8 protein-coding genes are annotated in these 15,577 nt (G+C 68.8%); 5 read left to right on the top strand and 3 right to left on the bottom strand.

Features of this window, described 5'->3' with window-relative positions; all coding sequences use genetic code 11:
* The first annotated feature begins 16 nt into the window (after window positions 1-16).
* Both AC07NS_RS24235 and AC07NS_RS24230 read left to right on the top strand, forming a co-directional pair.
* The gene (locus tag AC07NS_RS24235; protein ID WP_494607470.1) at window positions 17-3,133 is read left to right on the top strand and encodes a TonB-dependent receptor domain-containing protein; all 3,117 of its coding nucleotides are present in this window, start codon (window positions 17-19) and stop codon (window positions 3,131-3,133) included.
* Window positions 3,134-3,196: 63 nt separating this feature from the next.
* Window positions 3,197-5,227 (top strand): alpha/beta hydrolase family protein, encoded by a 2,031-nt coding sequence (locus tag AC07NS_RS24230; protein WP_494607468.1) that lies wholly within the window; start codon window positions 3,197-3,199, stop codon window positions 5,225-5,227.
* Window positions 5,228-5,268: 41 nt separating this feature from the next.
* On the opposite strand, the gene AC07NS_RS24225 is transcribed toward AC07NS_RS24230, so the two are convergent.
* Window positions 5,269-7,644: a TonB-dependent receptor gene (locus AC07NS_RS24225; RefSeq protein ID WP_494607466.1), complete on the bottom strand. Its 2,376-nt coding sequence runs from the start codon at window positions 7,642-7,644 to the stop codon at window positions 5,269-5,271.
* A gap of 286 nt (window positions 7,645-7,930) precedes the next feature.
* Here AC07NS_RS24225 and AC07NS_RS24220 point away from each other — a divergent pair, with 286 nt between their 5' ends.
* Complete coding sequence (locus AC07NS_RS24220; protein ID WP_494607464.1) at window positions 7,931-9,706, top strand: arylsulfatase; 1,776 nt, start codon at window positions 7,931-7,933, stop codon at window positions 9,704-9,706.
* Window positions 9,703-10,635 carry a formylglycine-generating enzyme family protein gene (locus AC07NS_RS24215; protein WP_494607462.1) on the top strand — a complete coding sequence of 311 codons (933 nt, stop codon included), beginning with the start codon at window positions 9,703-9,705 and terminating at the stop codon, window positions 10,633-10,635. Before AC07NS_RS24220 ends, AC07NS_RS24215 begins: the two co-directional genes overlap by 4 nt.
* Window positions 10,636-10,817: 182 nt before the next feature.
* On the opposite strand, the gene AC07NS_RS24210 is transcribed toward AC07NS_RS24215, so the two are convergent.
* On the bottom strand, window positions 10,818-11,852 hold the full coding sequence (locus AC07NS_RS24210) for a glycoside hydrolase family 43 protein (protein WP_494607460.1): 1,035 nt from the start codon (window positions 11,850-11,852) through the stop codon (window positions 10,818-10,820).
* A 209-nt stretch (window positions 11,853-12,061) separates the two neighbouring features.
* On the opposite strand from AC07NS_RS24210, the gene AC07NS_RS24205 reads away from it, so the two are divergent.
* Window positions 12,062-14,029, top strand: coding sequence for an acetyl/propionyl/methylcrotonyl-CoA carboxylase subunit alpha (locus AC07NS_RS24205; RefSeq protein WP_494607458.1), 1,968 nt, complete (start codon window positions 12,062-12,064; stop codon window positions 14,027-14,029).
* A gap of 167 nt (window positions 14,030-14,196) precedes the next feature.
* Here the strand turns inward: AC07NS_RS24205 and AC07NS_RS24200 are convergent, their stop codons facing one another.
* A complete protein-coding gene (locus tag AC07NS_RS24200; RefSeq protein ID WP_494607456.1) occupies window positions 14,197-15,501 on the bottom strand; it encodes a cation:proton antiporter in 1,305 nt (434 codons plus the stop codon).
* Window positions 15,502-15,577 lie beyond the last annotated feature (76 nt).

Here is a 15,577-nt window from a genome sequence, read left to right as displayed (position 1 = left end):
AGGGGACTAGATTTTCATGACGATGGGGAACGACGGCCGGCTGCGCCGTATGCTGGCCGGATCGGCGGCCGTGGGCGTGCTGCTGGCGGCCGGGGCGGCCTTTGGCCAGGCCGTGGCCGTGGACGTGCAGGCTCAGCCGCTGGACAAGGCGCTGCGCGAGCTGGGCAAGGAAACCGGCACCAACATCCTGTTCTCGCCCAAGGCCGTGGCCGGGCGTCGCGCCGGCGCCGTCGTTGGCCGTTACACCCCGATCGAGGCGGCCCGCCGCCTGGCCGGTTCGGCCGGCCTGGAAGTGGTCGAGGACGGTTCGGGCGCGCTGATCGTGCGCCAGCCGGGCGCCGCACCCGTCGCCACCGTCCAGCCGGCCTCGTTCGAAGCCGTAGATCAAGGCCCTGCTGTCCAGGTTGAAGAGGTCGTGGTGACCGGCTCGCGCCTGCGTCGCACCACCTTCGACAGCCCCTCGCCGGTGGTCGACATCGAGCGCGAAGAGCTGCTGGAAAGCGGCTACACCGACCTGGCCGAAGCCCTGACCGACCTGCCGGGCGTCGACATCGGCGTCAACCTGTCGACCAGCCAGTCGGCGGTGCAGGACAACGGCCTGTCGACCGTCAGCCTGCGCTCGCTGGGCCAGAACCGCACCCTGACCCTGATCGACGGCCACCGCACGGTGTCCAACGCCGGCAACAAGAACGCCGTCAGCCTGAGCTCCATTCCGGAGTTCTTCGTCGACCGCGTCGAGATCAGCACCGGCGGCGCTTCGGCCGTCTACGGTTCGGACGCCATCTCGGGCGTCGTCAACATCATCACCACCAGCAAGATGGACGGCGTCAAGGCCCGCGCCGTGGCCGGCGTCACCGACGACGGCGGCGGCAGCTCCCTCGAATACTCGGCCGTCGCCGGCAAGCGGTTCTTAGACGACAACCTGTTCGTCATGGTCGGCGGCACCTACGAGAAGCAGGACGCCCTGAACGCGACCGACCGCGACTGGGCGACCCAGTCGGTCGTCTACGACCCCGACACCAACACCGTCTCGGGTCCGGACCTGTCGACCTACACCCCGGGCGGGCGCTTCCGCAGCAGCAGCTTCTATTATGACGAAGGCGGCCTGCAGAAGAACTTCGTCACCGCGGTGAACGGCTACGAGACCCGCACCAACGGCACGCTGATCACCCCGGCCAAGCGCTCGTCGGCGGCCGCCAAGATCACCTATGACGTCACCTCCGACATCAAGATCTGGGGCCAGTTCCAGGCCTCGCGCGTGACCACCAACTCGGTGCGCGAGCCCTACGCTCTCAGCAGCTCGACCACCTACGGCGTCAACGACGAGTACACGATCGGCAACATCGCCCGGGCCAACCCGTACGTGCCGTCGGCGATCTATTCGTCCTCGACCTCGTCGATCAGCTTCCGTCGCCGCATGACCGAGGTGGGCGATCTGGAGATCTACAACCGCCGCACCACGCTACGCGGCTGGGCTGGCGTCGAGGGCAAGGCGTTCGGCGACTGGGATTGGGCCGTGACCTACGGCTACGGCGAGTTCGACGGTTATCAGCTGCGCAAGAACGGCCTGAACATGGCCAATGTGAAGAACGCACTGAACTCCGAGCTGAACACCACGACCGGCCAGATCCAGTGCAAGGACGCCACGGCCCGCGCCAACGGCTGCGTGCCGCTGAACCTGTTCGGCATCGGCTCGATCAGCAAGGAAGCGGCCGACTACATCCGCGCCGACATCTGGTATCGCCCGCAGAACCGCCAGGACACCGTCGAAGGCTACATGACCGGCGAGCTGTTCCAGCTGCCGGCCGGTCCGGTCGAGACCGCGTTCGGCTTCGAACTGCGTCGCGACAAGACCCGCACCACCACCGACGAGCTGACCCAGAACGGCCTGACCAACTTCGCCTACATCCCCGAGTACACCGGGGTGGTGAAGGCCAAGGAAGCCTTCATGGAAGCCTCGGTTCCGCTGGTGAAGGACCTGCCGCTGATCAAGCGCCTGGAAGTCGACGGCGCCGTGCGCGTCGCCCACTACAATCTGGAGAACGTCGGCACGACGGTCAGCTATCGCGGCGGCCTGCAATGGGCGCCGGTCTCGGGCCTGCGCTTCCGCACCGCCTGGAGCCGGGCCCAGCGCGCGCCCGACACCACCGAGCTCTATTCGCCGCCCCGCGACGACTATGACTCGGTCGCCGACCCCTGCAGCGGCGTGACCGCCTCCTCGACCGGCACGGTGGCCCAGAACTGCCGCGCCAACCCTGGCGTCGCCGCGGCCATCGCGGCCGAGGGCGTGTTCAACTCGGAAGTCACCAGCGTCAACTCGCCCAACGGCGGCAATGTCGACCTGAAGGAAGAGACCGCCGACACCCTGACGATCGGCTTCGTGCTTCAGCCGACGTTCCTGCGCGGCTTCAACCTGAGCGTCGACTACTACGACATCAAGGTGGCCGACGCGATCTCGTCGCTGTCGAACAGCCAGTTGCTGGCCGAGTGCTACCAATCGACGAGCGGCACGGACAACCGCTTCTGCAACGTCATCAGCCGTGACGCCGAGGGCCAGATCACCAAGATCCTGAACCTCGCGGAAAACCTGGACGACCTGCGCGCCAGCGGCGTCGACGTGGCCCTGCGCTACCGCTTCGACCTGGATCGCTGGAGCGTGCCGGGCGACTTCACCTTCCGCGCCAACTACAGCCGTCGCCTGAAGCTGGAGAGCCGCTATCAGGGCGTCGACGGTACGACCGTCAACGACGACCTGGGCGAAGTCGGCACCTCGAAGAACGAGGGCATGGCGAGCCTGGCCTGGCGCGGCCGTCACTGGAACCTGCAGTGGACGACCAACTACATCGGCAAGGCCGTGGACGACAACGACCTGGCGGCCGCCTTCGCGGAAGCCGGCGTGACCGATCCGATGTACCTCAACGTCGACGCCTTCTGGCGCCACGACGTGTCGGTGAAGTTCTTCCCGGATCCGAAGAACAAGGACCTGCGGGTGTTCGGCACGATCAAGAACGTGTTCGACAACCAGGGTCCGTTCCTGCCCAGCGGCACGGTTTCGGGCAACGACTACAACTACAGCGCCGTCTACGGCGTGACCGGCCGGGCCTACACGCTGGGCCTGCAGGTCGCGTTCTAAGCGCGACGCCTTCCTCGCCGGCGCCCTTCGGGGCGCCGGCGATTTCATTTCCGGAGCTTTTCGATGTTTCGTTTCCGCCTGGCGGCCCTGGCCGCCGGAAGCCTGCTCGCGCTCGCCGCCTCGCAAGGCCAGGCCGCGCCGCGCGTGATGACCGCCACGGACCTTGTGGGCCTCGAGAAGCTCTCCGACCCCAAGGTCTCGCCCGACGGGCGGTTCATCCTCTATTCGGTCGGCCGCGTCGACTGGAAGGCCAACGTCGTGCAGGACGACCTGTGGCGGATCGGCCTGGACGGTTCGGATCCCCGGCGGATGGTCGAGGGACCAGCCTCGGGCGCGGCCTGGGCGCCGGACGGCAAGCGCTTCGCCTTCACCGCCAAGCGCGACGGCGACAGCGGCCGGCAGATCTATCTGTCACCGATCGACGGCGGCGAGCCGCGCCGCGTCGGCAAGCTGCGCACCAGCCCGTCGGACCTGCGCTGGTCGCCGGACGGCTCGGCGATCTACTTCCTCGCCGATGCGCCGGATCCCAAGCCCGTGGCCAAGCGCAAGCGCGAGAAGGACGACATGGTCGCCTTCGAGACCCCGCAGGCGCGCGGCCGGCTGTGGCGGGTCACCGTCGCCGACAGCAAGGCCGAGCCGGTGGTCGAGGGCGATTTCGAGGTCGAGGCCTACGACCTGTCGGCCGACGGCAGGACCATCCTCTATCGCCGCGCGCCCTCGCACCTGCTGGACGACAATCCCAAATCCGAGCTGTGGGTGAAGACGGGGCAGGGGCCTGATCGCCGCCTGACCGACAACGACTTCCAGGAAAGCACGCCCCGCCTGTCGCCCGACGGTCGCTCGGCGCTGTTCCTGGCCACCGCCGAGAACGGCCGCTACGGCACGGTGAACCCGAACCTGTTCGTGGTTCCGCTGGCCGGCGGGGCGCCGCGCGAACTGGCTCACGGCCTGCCCTATGAGATCGAGGACGCGGCCTGGTCGGCCGACGGCCGCGAGATCTACATCACCGCCACCACCGGCGTGCGGCGCGAGCTGTTCGCGGTCGACGTCAAGAGCGAGGCCGTGCGCCCGCTGGCCCGCGGCGACCACGCCGCCGGCGACGTCACCCAGACCCGCGACGGCAAGACGGTGGTCTACTTCAAGGCCTCGGCGACGTCGCCGGGCGAGGTGTTCCGCATTGATCCGGCCAAGCCGGCGCCGGTGCAGGTGACCCACCTCAACGATGATATCGCGCAGCGCTTCCGCCTGCCGAAGCAGGAGGCGGTCCAGTGGACCGCGCCCGACGGCCAGGCGCTGGAGGGGCTGGTCACCTATCCGCTCGACTACCAGCCGGGCAAACGCTACCCGCTGATCGTGCAGAGCCACGGCGGGCCGCGCTCGTCGGACGTGTTCAACATCTTCGCCTATGGCCGCTTCAATCCGCTGCTGGCGGCCAAGGGCGTGATGACGCTCAGCGTCAACTACCGGGGCGGCACCGGCTATGGCGACGAATTCCTGCAGGGGATGAACGCCGGCTACTTCCGTCATGCCGACAAGGACGTGCTGTCGGGCGTCGACAACCTGGTGGCCAAGGGCCTGGCCGATCCGGACCGCCTGGGCGTGATGGGCTGGAGCGCGGGCGGCCACATGACCAACCGTCTGATCACGGTCACCGACCGCTTCAAGGCCGCGGCCTCGGGCGCGGGGGCGGTGGACTGGCCGTCGATGTACCTGACCTCGGACAACCGCTGGCAGCGCACCGAGTGGTTCGTGACGCCGCCCTACGGCTCGACCGCGCGACGGGATCTGTACACGGATAATTCGCCGCTCAGCCAGCTGGACAAGGTCAAGACCCCGACCCTGATCCTGGCCGGCGCCGAGGACGAGCGGGTGCCGTGGACCCAGTCGGTGATGCTGAACCGGGCGCTGCGGGCCCTGGGCGTGGAGAGCGAGCTCTACCTCGCGCCGCGCGAGCCGCATAACTTCCGCGAGCTGCGCCACCGGCTGTTCCAGGTGAACGTGCAGATGGACTGGTTCAGCAAGCGCGTGCTCGGCCAGGACTACGTCTGGAGCGCCCCGCCCGGCGGCGAGAGCGACGAGGCCGGCGAGCCCTGAAATGGAAACGGCGGGGGCCAGGGCCCCCGCCGTTTTTCGTTCTAGCGACGCACCCGCAGGGTGACGCCGAAGGTGCGCGGATCGCCCAGCGTGCCGGTGACGGCCCCGGTGTTCGCCGCCGCCAACGACAGGTAGTAGAGCTTGTCGAAGACGTTGCGGCCCCAGATCTGCAGGTCCCAGCGGCCGTCTTCCGAGCCGATGCCGGCCCGCAGGTTCAGCAGGGTGTAGCCCGGGATCTTGGAATACTCGGAGTCCGCGGCGGTGGTGTAGTAGGCCGAGCGGTAGTTGGCGTCGTAGCCGGCATAGGCCTCCAGCCCGTTGCCTCGCCAGGTTCCGGCCGGACGGCGGTATTCGCCGCCGGTCGACACCGCCCACAGCGACACGCCCGGCAGGCGGCGGCCGGTGAGATCGCAATAGGTCGTCAGGTGGACCTCGATCGGGCAGGCGGCCTGCTCGTAGCTGGTGTAGCTGGCGTCGTTGTAGGTGGTCGAACCGTAGAGGGTCAGGCCCTCGACCGGCGCGGCCCGCACATCGACTTCCACGCCGCGGCTGCGGACGCTGCCGGCGTTGGTCAGGTAGCTGATGTTGTTGATCAGGTTGACGGCGGTGGTCTGGTAGCCTTCGTCCTCGGTCCAGAACAGGGCGAGGTTGGCGGTCAGGCGACGGTCGAACCAGGTGCTCTTCAGGCCGGCTTCGTAGCTGTCGATGGTCTCCGGATCGATGACCGGATCGACGGCGTTGGCGCCGGAGGTGTTGATGTTCGACAGGTTCAGGCCGCCGGCCTTGTAGCCCCGCGCGTAGGTCGCATAGAGCAGCGGGCCGTTGTCGAAGGTGTAGGCCAGGGTGAGGTTGCCGGTCAGGCTGTCGCCCGAGGTCTTGGCCGAGAAGCTGTTGGCCGCGCCGAAGCGTGCGCGCAGGGCCAGGGCCGTGGCCTGTTCGGCCGTGGTCAGGCCCGAGAGGTCGGCGCCCCAGGCGGTCTGGTCGAACCAGCCGGTCATCTTCTCGTAGGTGTAGCGCAGGCCGCCGGTGACATCGAAGCGGTCGGTGACGTGCCACGTGCCCTGGGCGAAGGCCGCCGCGCTGGTGGTTTCCGGGCTGGAGTGGCTGACGATCGAGTAGTTGTTCAGCGCCGCGGCGCGCACGGTGGCCGAGGCCGCCGCCGGGGCCAGCAGCCAGTCGGCCGCGTAGGGGCCGTAGTAGTTGACCGCCTCGGCCTCGAGGTCCTGCCAGAAGTAGTAGAGGCCGGCCACGTAATCGAGCTTGCGGTCGCCTTGCGAGGTGATGCGCAGTTCCTGGCTGAACTGCTGCTGGTCGTTGTCCTGGTGGGCGTCGATGATGGCCGAGAGCGTGGTGCCGTCGGCGTCGTTGTGCGGACGCCAGTGCCAGCCGCGCCAGGCGGTGACCGAGGTGATGGTGGCGTTGTCCAGGCTGTAGTCGGCGATGGCCGAGACGCCGCCGTGGGTCTCGAAATAGCTGTTCTTGGTGTTGACCGAGACTTGGCGGGCCTCCGGATCGATGGCGGTCGGCGTGAAGCCGATACGCGCGGCGCGGGCCAGATAGCCGTTCGGATAGGCCGTGCCGTCGTCGGCGTAGGTGGTCAGCAGGCCGGTCAGCACGCTGGCGGCGGTGTTGGAATATTGCTGGCCGTAGTCGCCCGACAGCTTGATCTTCAGCTTCTCGTTCGGGGTCAGCAGGAACTGAACCCGGCCGCCGAAGTCGTGATAATCCTGGGTCTTGGAGCCGTCATAGACATTGGTCATGTAGCCGTCGCGCTGGGTGTTGGCGAGGGCGACGCGGAAGGCCAGCTTGTCGTCGACGATCGGACCGGCGACGGCCAGATGGGCCTGGAAGTAGTTGTAGTTGCCGCCGGTGACGTCGGCCGCGAACTCGGGCGTGAACTTCGGCTCCTTGGTCGTGATCACCAGGGCGCCGGCCGAGGTGTTCTTGCCGAACAGCGTGCCCTGCGGGCCGCGCAGCACCTGCACGGAGTCGAGGTCGGCGAGGTCGAACACCGCCTGGCCCGGACGACCCAGATAGACCTGGTCGAGATAGACGCCGACCGCCGACTGCAGGCCGTCGTTATAGACCGAGACGTTGTTGCCCAGGCCCCGGATGTTGATGCTGGTGTTGCGCGGGTTGGTGACGCTGACGCTGAGGCTCGGCGAGAGCTGCTGCAGGTCGCGGACGTTGTAGGCGCGGGCTTTTTCCAGCTGGGCGCCGCCGAAGGCGGAGACGGCGACCGGCACGGTCTGGGCGTCTTCCTCGCGGCGGCGGGCGGTGACGACCACCGAGTCCAGGCCGACGGCGTCGTCAGGCGTCGCGGCGGGTTCGGCCGGCGTCTCGGCGGCGAAGGCGGGCGCGCCGGCCATCAGGGCCGCGCAGGAGGCGGCGGCCAAGGCCAGGCGACGCAGGGTCACGCCGTGGTTGTGGTCGAGGCGAGTATTCGCCTGGCGGAGAGAATGTTGCGCGCCCGACATAGTGTGGAGCCCCCATAAACAGCAAGAACAACCGCAGAAGAACGACGGTCCTTGACGCCTCGGCGGGCCCTTCGCCGATGCGTCGTCGTTGCGGTGCGGAGGGAGCTTTAAATCCCAACTACTCCGATCGGCATTACAGAAATTCTCAACGGTGCGTTTCGAAATTGTCGTAAGCGCCTCCGAGCGAGGAGGCCTTAGGGGAAAGGGAAAGCTGAGGGAAAGCGTCATGAAGACCTATCGAAACACCCTGCGCGGACGGCTGCTGGCCGGCGCCCTGATCGCCGCGACCGGCCTTGCGGGCGGGCTCGCCAACGCCGCCGAACCGACGGCTCCGGCCGCGACGCGCGGCGCGGAGAAGCGGCCGAACTTCTTGATCATCGTCGCCGACGACTTGGGCTATTCTGATCTGGGCGCGTTCGGCGGCGAGATCGAGACGCCGAACCTGGACGCCCTGGCCAAGGCCGGCGTGCGCCTGTCGGGCTTCCACACCGCCGCCACCTGCTCGCCGACCCGCTCTATGCTGCTGACCGGCTCGGACAACCACCAGGTGGGCCTGGGCTCGATGGCCGAGATCCTGACCCCCGGCCAGAAGGGCCAGCCCGGCTACGAGGGCTATCTCAACGACCGCTCGGTGACCGTCGCCGAGCTGCTGCGCGACGCCGGCTATCGCACGGTGATGGCCGGCAAGTGGCACCTCGGTTTGACCGACGACCAGTCGCCGACCGCGCGCGGCTTCGAGCGCTCCTACGCCCTGCTGCAAGGCCTGCAGAACCACTATGGCGAGGACCAGAACGAGGCCTATGCGGCCGCTGGCGCGGCTTCGACCTTCCGCGAGGACGGCAAGGTCGTGACCTATCCCAAGGGCGTGTTCTCGGCCGACTTCTACGGCGACCGCATGGCCCAGTACGTCCGCGACGGCGCCAAGGACGGCCGGCCGTTCTTCGGCTACCTGACCTTCACCGAGCCGCACTGGCCGCTGCAGGCCCCGCCCGAGACCATCGCCAAGTACAAGGGCCGCTACGACGCCGGCTACGAGGCCCTGCGCGAGCAGCGGCTGGCCAGGCTGAAGGCGCTGGGCCTGGTGGCCAAGGACGCCAAGCCGCACCCGTTCGTCGACGTTCCGGCCTGGAGCTCGCTCACGCCCGAGCAGCAGAAGGTCGAGTCGCGGAAGATGGAGATCTACGCGGCCATGGTCGATCGCCTCGACCAGAACGTCGGCAAGGTGGTCGCGGCGCTTAAGGAGACGGGCCAGTACGACAACACCGTCATCGTCTTCCTGTCGGACAACGGCGCCGAGGGCAGCCGCATCGACACCGTGCGGGCGGTCTTCGATCCGGCCAAGCTGGCGGCGCTGAAGGTCGACAACAGCTTCGACAACCTGGGCCGCGGCAGCTCGCACGTCGGCTACGGCCCCGGCTGGGCCCAGGCGGCGACCTCGCCGACGCGGCTGGTGAAGGGCTATTCAACCGAGGGTGGCATCCACACCCCGGCCATCGTCGAGGGACCCGGCGTCAAGGGCGCGGGCCGCATCGTCGACTCCCTGGCCCACGTCACCGACGTCGAGGCCACGGTGCTGGAACTGGCGGGCGTCAAGCGTCCCGAGACCTATCGCGGACGTCCCGTGGCTCCCGCCATCGGCCATTCGTGGGTCCAGGCCCTGGCCAGCCCCGACGCCTCGGTGCGCGGGCCGCAGGACACGGTGGCCTGGGAGCTGTTCTTCCGCCGGGCCGTGCGTCGCGGCGACTGGAAGGCGGTCTATCTGCCCACCGCCCCGGGCGGGGCGGCCTATTCGCGCGAAGCCGTGCTGCCGGCCAACTGGCAGCTCTTCAACCTGAAGAGCGACCCTGCCGAGGCCGTCGATCTGGCCGCCAGCCAGCCCGAGAAGCTGAAGGAGCTGGTCGAGGCCTGGAACCGCTACGCCGCCGACAACGGCGTGGTGCTGCCGCCGGCACCGCCGGCCGCCGGGGGCGCCGCCGCGCCCGCCAAGACCAGCGGCAAATGAGCCGGCGCGGCCTTTCCTGGGCGGTCGCCGTCGGAGCCCTCGTCGCCGGCCTGGCGACGAGCGGCTTCACGGTCGCCGATCCGGCCGGCGTCGAGGTGGCGGCCATTCGCGCCGCCGCGCCCGGCGCCTGCCATGCCCGCAAGGGCGAGGACAAGGAAGGCCGCGCCTTCGTTCCCGCCGGCGCCGTGGCGCTGGGCGAGGATGGTCCGGGCAAGCCGGGCAAGGCCGTGGCCGTCGAGGGCTTCTGGATCGATCGCCACGAGGTGACCAACCGCCAGTTCGCCGCCTTCGTCGACGCCACGGGCTATGTCACCCAGGCCGAGCGGGAAGGGACCTCGGCGGTGTTCGTCCAGCCCGAGCACCTCTCGGGAGACGATGCGGCCCAGTGGTGGAAGCTGGTGCGCCGAGCCAACTGGCGTCATCCGCACGGCGGCGGGGCCGACGACCTGGCCCATGCCGACGAGCCGGTGGTGCACGTGACCTATGCCGACGCCCAGGCCTACGCCCGCTGGGCCGGCGGTCGCCTGCCGACCGAAGCCGAGTGGGAGCGGGCCGCGCGCGGCGACCAGTCCGGCCCGCGCTCGCCGCAGGCCTGGGCCTATGACGACGACGGCAAGCCGACCGCCAACACCTGGCAGGGCGAGTTCCCGCTGGCCCAGAGCAACGAGGACCACTTCACGGGCCTGGCGCCCGTCGGCTGCTTTTCCGCCAACGCCTTCGGCCTGGTGGACATGATCGGCAACGCCTGGGAGTGGACATCGAGCGCCGTGGCGAGCGGCGGACCCGAACGCCTGATCAAGGGCGGCTCGTTCCTCTGCGCCTTCAACTACTGCGCGAACTTCCGCCCCGCCGCCTGGCAGGCGCAGGAGGAGGGGCTGGGCACGTCGCACGTGGGGTTCCGGGTGGCTTATGAAAATCCCTCTCTCTGAGAGAGAGGGAGGGGCCCATGGCAAAGCCATGGGAGGGTGAGAGGTTTCAGCCTTTCGGATTGAAGCGCCGGCTTATGCTAGGGGCGGTCTTGGACGGCTCGCGATGTTCTGGGCGAGGCGTTTTCCGGCCAGCGGTGAAACCTCTCACCCTCCCACCGCTTCGCGGCGGGCCCCTCCCTCTCTCAAAGAGAGAGGGGTTGTGGATCCCCGTTCAGATCGATCCGCTGGCGGATGATCTCAAGCCGATCCCCCGCGTCGCGCATCTCGTAGAGCTTGCCGCGGGCGTTCTTGAACGGCCGGTGGACGATCATCATCAGCTGGCCGTCGAAGCGGTGGAACAGCATGCCGTGACCGCTGTCGTGGCGGACCAGCGGCGGCAACTGTTCCCACGGACCTTCCAGTTTGCCCGTGGTCGATCGCGCCTGGGACTGGACGTAGCCGTTCTTGTCATAGCTGGACCACAGCATCAGCAATTGGCCCGTCTTGGTCGTGAAGAGCTGCGGGCCGTCGGTGACATAGGCGAGGTCGCCCTCCGGCTGGCGCTTGCCGTCGGCCCACGGCGCCTGGCTGGCGGTGAACAGGGTGATCGGCGGGCCGGCGGCGGCCAGATCGTCGGTCAGCGGCAGGGCCTCGATGGCGCCGTCGCCGACCTGCAGCCATTCGCGCGAATAGATGTACCAGGGCCGCCCGTCGGGACCGACGTAGAGCGTGCCGTCCAGCGTCATCAACGCCTTCGGCGCGACCGGCTCGCCGCCACGAACGACGGTGAAGGGGCCTTCGGGACGGTCGGCGACCGCCAGGATCGTGCCGCGCCGATAGGGCTTGCGCCGGCCGGCCGGCGGCAGGGCGGCGGCCTCGTCGTGGAAGGTTGCGAAGAGCGCCCAGCGGCCGTTCCAGAAGTGGACTTCCGGCGCCCAGGCCCCGCCCTTGAACCAAGCGCCGGTGGGTGCGGAGAACACGCACCGGGGCTTCTCCCAGTCCAGCAGGTCGCGGCTGACGTACATCATCGTGCCCAGGCCCGGCGTTCCGCTGAGGCGCGGGATGTTGGACGTGTAGAGCCGGTAGAGCCCCGCCTTCTCATCGACGACCATGAACGGGTCGTGCAGCGGCATGTTCGGCAGGCGCAGCGTAGGGGCGGTCCGCGCCTTGGCCGCTGGCGCGATGGCCAGGGCGGCGGCGCCTAGGGCCAGGGCCCGGCGCGAACGATCGACGGGCATCAGGGCTCCTACGCGACTTCACTGGATGGACGATCCGGCTTCCGGCGGCGCTTTGCAACGGGCAGGGCAGGGGGCAAGCTGGCGGGGAACGCGCGACCTGCGGCAAAGGTCATGCTGGTGTGGCGGCGTTTTCGGGCATAAACGTCGCTCAACAACGAAACATGCGATTGAGGCTCTCCGAAAAGGGCTTCGTCCCGAGGAGGAATGCGTTGATCGAGTCGGTCCTGATCGCCAATCGCGGCGAGATCGCGCGCCGGATCATCCGCACCGCGCGCGAGATGGGCGTGCGCACCATCGCCGTCCACTCGGAGGCCGACACCCACGCCCCGTTCGTGATGGAGGCCGACATGGCCATCCTGATCGGCGGCTCTCCGGCCCGCGAAAGCTATCTCGTCCCCGAGAAGATCCTGGCCGCCGCGCGCCAGACCGGCGCCGAGGCGATCCATCCGGGCTATGGCTTCCTGTCCGAGAACGCCGACTTCGCCCAGGCGGTGATCGACGCCGGCCTGGTCTGGATCGGTCCGCCGCCCTCGGCGATCCGCGCCATGGGCCTGAAGGACGCGGCCAAGAAGGTCATGATCGAAGCCGGCGTGCCGACCACGCCCGGCTATCTGGGCGACGACCAGAGCGAGGCGCGCCTCACCGCCGAAGCCGGCAAGATCGGCTTCCCCGTGCTGATCAAGGCCGTGGCCGGCGGCGGCGGCAAGGGCATGCGCAAGGTCGATCGGGCCGAGGACTTCGTCGAAGCCCTGGGCTCGTGCCGTCGCGAGGCGGCGGCCAGCTTTGGCGACGACCGGGTCCTGCTGGAAAAGTACGTCACCCGTCCGCGCCACATCGAGGTGCAGGTGTTCGGCGACCAGTTCGGCGAGGTCGTGCACCTGTTCGAGCGCGACTGCTCGCTGCAGCGCCGCCACCAGAAGGTCATCGAGGAGGCTCCGGCCCCCGGCATGGACGAGGAAACGCGCGAGGCGGTCTGCGGCGCGGCTGTGCTGGCGGCCAAGGCCGTCGGCTATGTGGGCGCGGGCACGGTGGAGTTCATCGCCGACGCCAGCGAGGGTCTGCGCGCCGACCGCATCTGGTTCATGGAGATGAACACCCGGCTGCAGGTCGAGCATCCGGTCACCGAGATGGTCACCGGCCAGGATCTGGTCGAGTGGCAGCTGCTGGTCGCCTCGGGCGAGCCGCTGCCCCTGGCCCAGGACGAGATCGAATTGCAGGGCTGGGCCATGGAGGCGCGGCTCTATGCCGAGAACCCGGCGACCGGCTTCCTGCCGTCGACCGGACCGCTGAAGCACTTCCGCCTGCCCGAGGGCGACGTGCGGGTCGACAGCGCGGTGGAGGAGGGCGGCGAGGTCACGCCGTTCTACGACCCGATGATCGCCAAGCTGATCGCCCACGGCGTCGACCGCGAGGACGCGGCGCACCGTCTGGCCGAGGCCTGCAAGCTGGTCGAGGTCTATCCCGTGAAGACCAACGCCGCCTTCCTGGCCGCCTGCGCCAGCCATCCGGACTTCGTCGAGGGCGCGATCGACACCGGCTTCATCGCCGCGCGGCTGGAGGAACTGACCGAGCGGACGTTCTCCGACGCTCCGACCCTGGCGGCGATCGGCCAGCGGCTGGAAAGCTTCATGGCCGCAGACCAGCCCAAGGCCGATCCCTGGGCCAGCGCGCCGTCGCGCCTGCTGGGTTTCCGGATGAACGCCCCGCGCGCGGCCATGGCCCTGCCGCTGACCGTGGACGGCGCCAAGGTTCCGTTGCTGGTAGGCTTGGCGGCCAGCGCCGGCGACGACTGGGCCTGGGACATCACCGTCGAGGACGGCCGCGCGCTGGACGACGTCGACGTGCTGCCCGGCGTCTACGGCCGCGATCCGCTCTATGTGTTCGAGGGCGGCGACGTGCGCGAGTTCGACTTTGCGCCGAAGGTCGGCGGCGGCGCCCATGGCGGGCCTTCCGACGGGGCGATCCTGTCGCCGATGCCAGGCAAGGTGGTGTCGGTGGCGGTCGCGGCCGGCCAGGCGGTGATCAAGGGCCAGACGCTGATGGTGCTGGAAGCCATGAAGATGGAACACGCCCTGGCCGCGCCGTTCGACGGCGTGGTGGGCGAATTGTCCGCCATGGCCGGCGGCCAGGTGGCCGAGGGCGTGGTGCTGGCGCGGCTGGAGGCGGTCGAACCCTAACCCCGCAAAATCCCCGCGAAAGCGGGGACCCAGGCTTTTTCTGAAACCCTCAGTGCTCGACGATAAAACACCTGGGCCCCCGCTTTCGCGGGGGTTTTATGGAAGAGAGCAAGCTCTCAGGTGAAGACGCCCCGGTTTGAACCGGGGCGTTTCCTTTTGCGAGGCGGCTACACCAACTGCTTCACCGGCTGCCCGACGTTTTCGTCCTCGCTTTCGTCCAGCGCTCCCAGTTCGCCGCGCTCGCGGGCCTTCTTGCCGTAGAAGGCCTCGAACAGCGGCGAGGTCATCAGGGTTGTGACCACGGCCATCACCGCCAGCATCGAGAACAGGGCCGGGCCGATGATGCCCTTCTGCAGGCCGATGTTTATGATGATCAGCTCCATCAGGCCGCGGGCGTTCATCAGGGCGCCGATGCCGAGGGCCGTGGGGTTGTCCTGGCCGGTGAGGCGCGCGGCGGCCCAGCAGGCCCCGCCCTTGGCCAGGATCGAGCCGGCCAGGATGATCAGGGCGACGAGCACCAGCGACCAGCTGTTGACCAGGTTGATCTGGGTGTTGAGTCCCGAGAAGGTGAAGAACATCGGCACCAGCAGGGCGACCGTGAACGGCTCCAGCTGCTTCTTCAGCTCGCGGGTCAGCACGCCGCGGGGCATGGCCGCGCCGAGCAGGAATCCGCCGAACACCGAGTGCAGGCCGGCGGCGTCCATCGCCCAGGCGCTGAGCATGAACAGCATGATCACCACCCCCAGCAGGGACGGGGTGAGCTTGCCCTCGCGCTCGGCCCAGCGGCCGAGTGGGGCCAGCAGCCTGGGGCCGGCGGTCAGCATGAACAGGGCGAACAGGCCGCCGCCGATCAGCGCCTTCAGCGCCACGGCCGGGCCGCCGCCGAACGAGGCCAGCACGATGGCCAGCACCGTCCAGGCGCCGGCGTCGTCGATGGCGCCCGACGACAGGGCCAGCGAGCCGAGCGGGGTCTTCGTCAGGCCGCGCTCCTGGATGATCCGGGCCAGCACCGGGAAGGCGGTGATCGAGATCGCCGCGCCCATGAACAGCGTCGCCTGGAACGTCTGAACGCCCTTGCCGAACAGGTTCAGGCTCATCAGCCAGGGCGTCAGGGCGACGGCCACCAGGAACGGCGCGATCATGCCCGACAGCGAGACGGACAGGGCGCTCCTGGCGTTGGTCTTGAAGTGGTCGGCGCGGAAGCCGATCCCGACCAGGAACATGTAGAGGCCCACGCCCAACTGCGCGCCGACGAACAGGATCGACTTGGATTCCTTGGGAAACAGCGTGTGCTGCAGGTCCGGCGCCAGCAGGCCCAGCAGGGAGGGGCCCAGGATGATGCCGGCGATCATCTCGCCGATCACCTGCGGCTGGTCGAAGAACCGCTTCAGCACCCAGCCGGTGGCGCGGCAGGCCGCGACGATGACCGCCATCTGCAAGAAGAAGACTACGCTGAGTTCGGCCGGCGTCATGCCCCGGATCCCCCTGATCTGCGCCGCCTTGGGCGGTCGCCGTTTCATCCCTGGGCCCAGCGATATCATTGGTCGC

This window comes from Caulobacter sp. GW821-FHT10A10 (assembly GCF_059415745.1).
Note: the sequence above shows the minus strand (reverse complement) of the source record. Positions and strands in the feature narration are given on the sequence as shown.

Excerpts from the sequence above, each read along its gene's own strand:
- AC07NS_RS24215 (WP_494607462.1), top strand. The coding sequence starts at position 9,703 with ATGAGCCGGCGCGGCCTTTCCTGGGCGGTCGCCGTCGGAGCCCTCGTC.
- AC07NS_RS24210 (WP_494607460.1), bottom strand. The coding sequence starts at position 11,852 with ATGCCCGTCGATCGTTCGCGCCGGGCCCTGGCCCTAGGCGCCGCCGCC.
- AC07NS_RS24200 (WP_494607456.1), bottom strand. The coding sequence starts at position 15,501 with ATGACGCCGGCCGAACTCAGCGTAGTCTTCTTCTTGCAGATGGCGGTC.
- AC07NS_RS24235 (WP_494607470.1), top strand. The coding sequence starts at position 17 with ATGACGATGGGGAACGACGGCCGGCTGCGCCGTATGCTGGCCGGATCG.
- AC07NS_RS24230 (WP_494607468.1), top strand. The coding sequence starts at position 3,197 with ATGTTTCGTTTCCGCCTGGCGGCCCTGGCCGCCGGAAGCCTGCTCGCG.
- AC07NS_RS24220 (WP_494607464.1), top strand. The coding sequence starts at position 7,931 with ATGAAGACCTATCGAAACACCCTGCGCGGACGGCTGCTGGCCGGCGCC.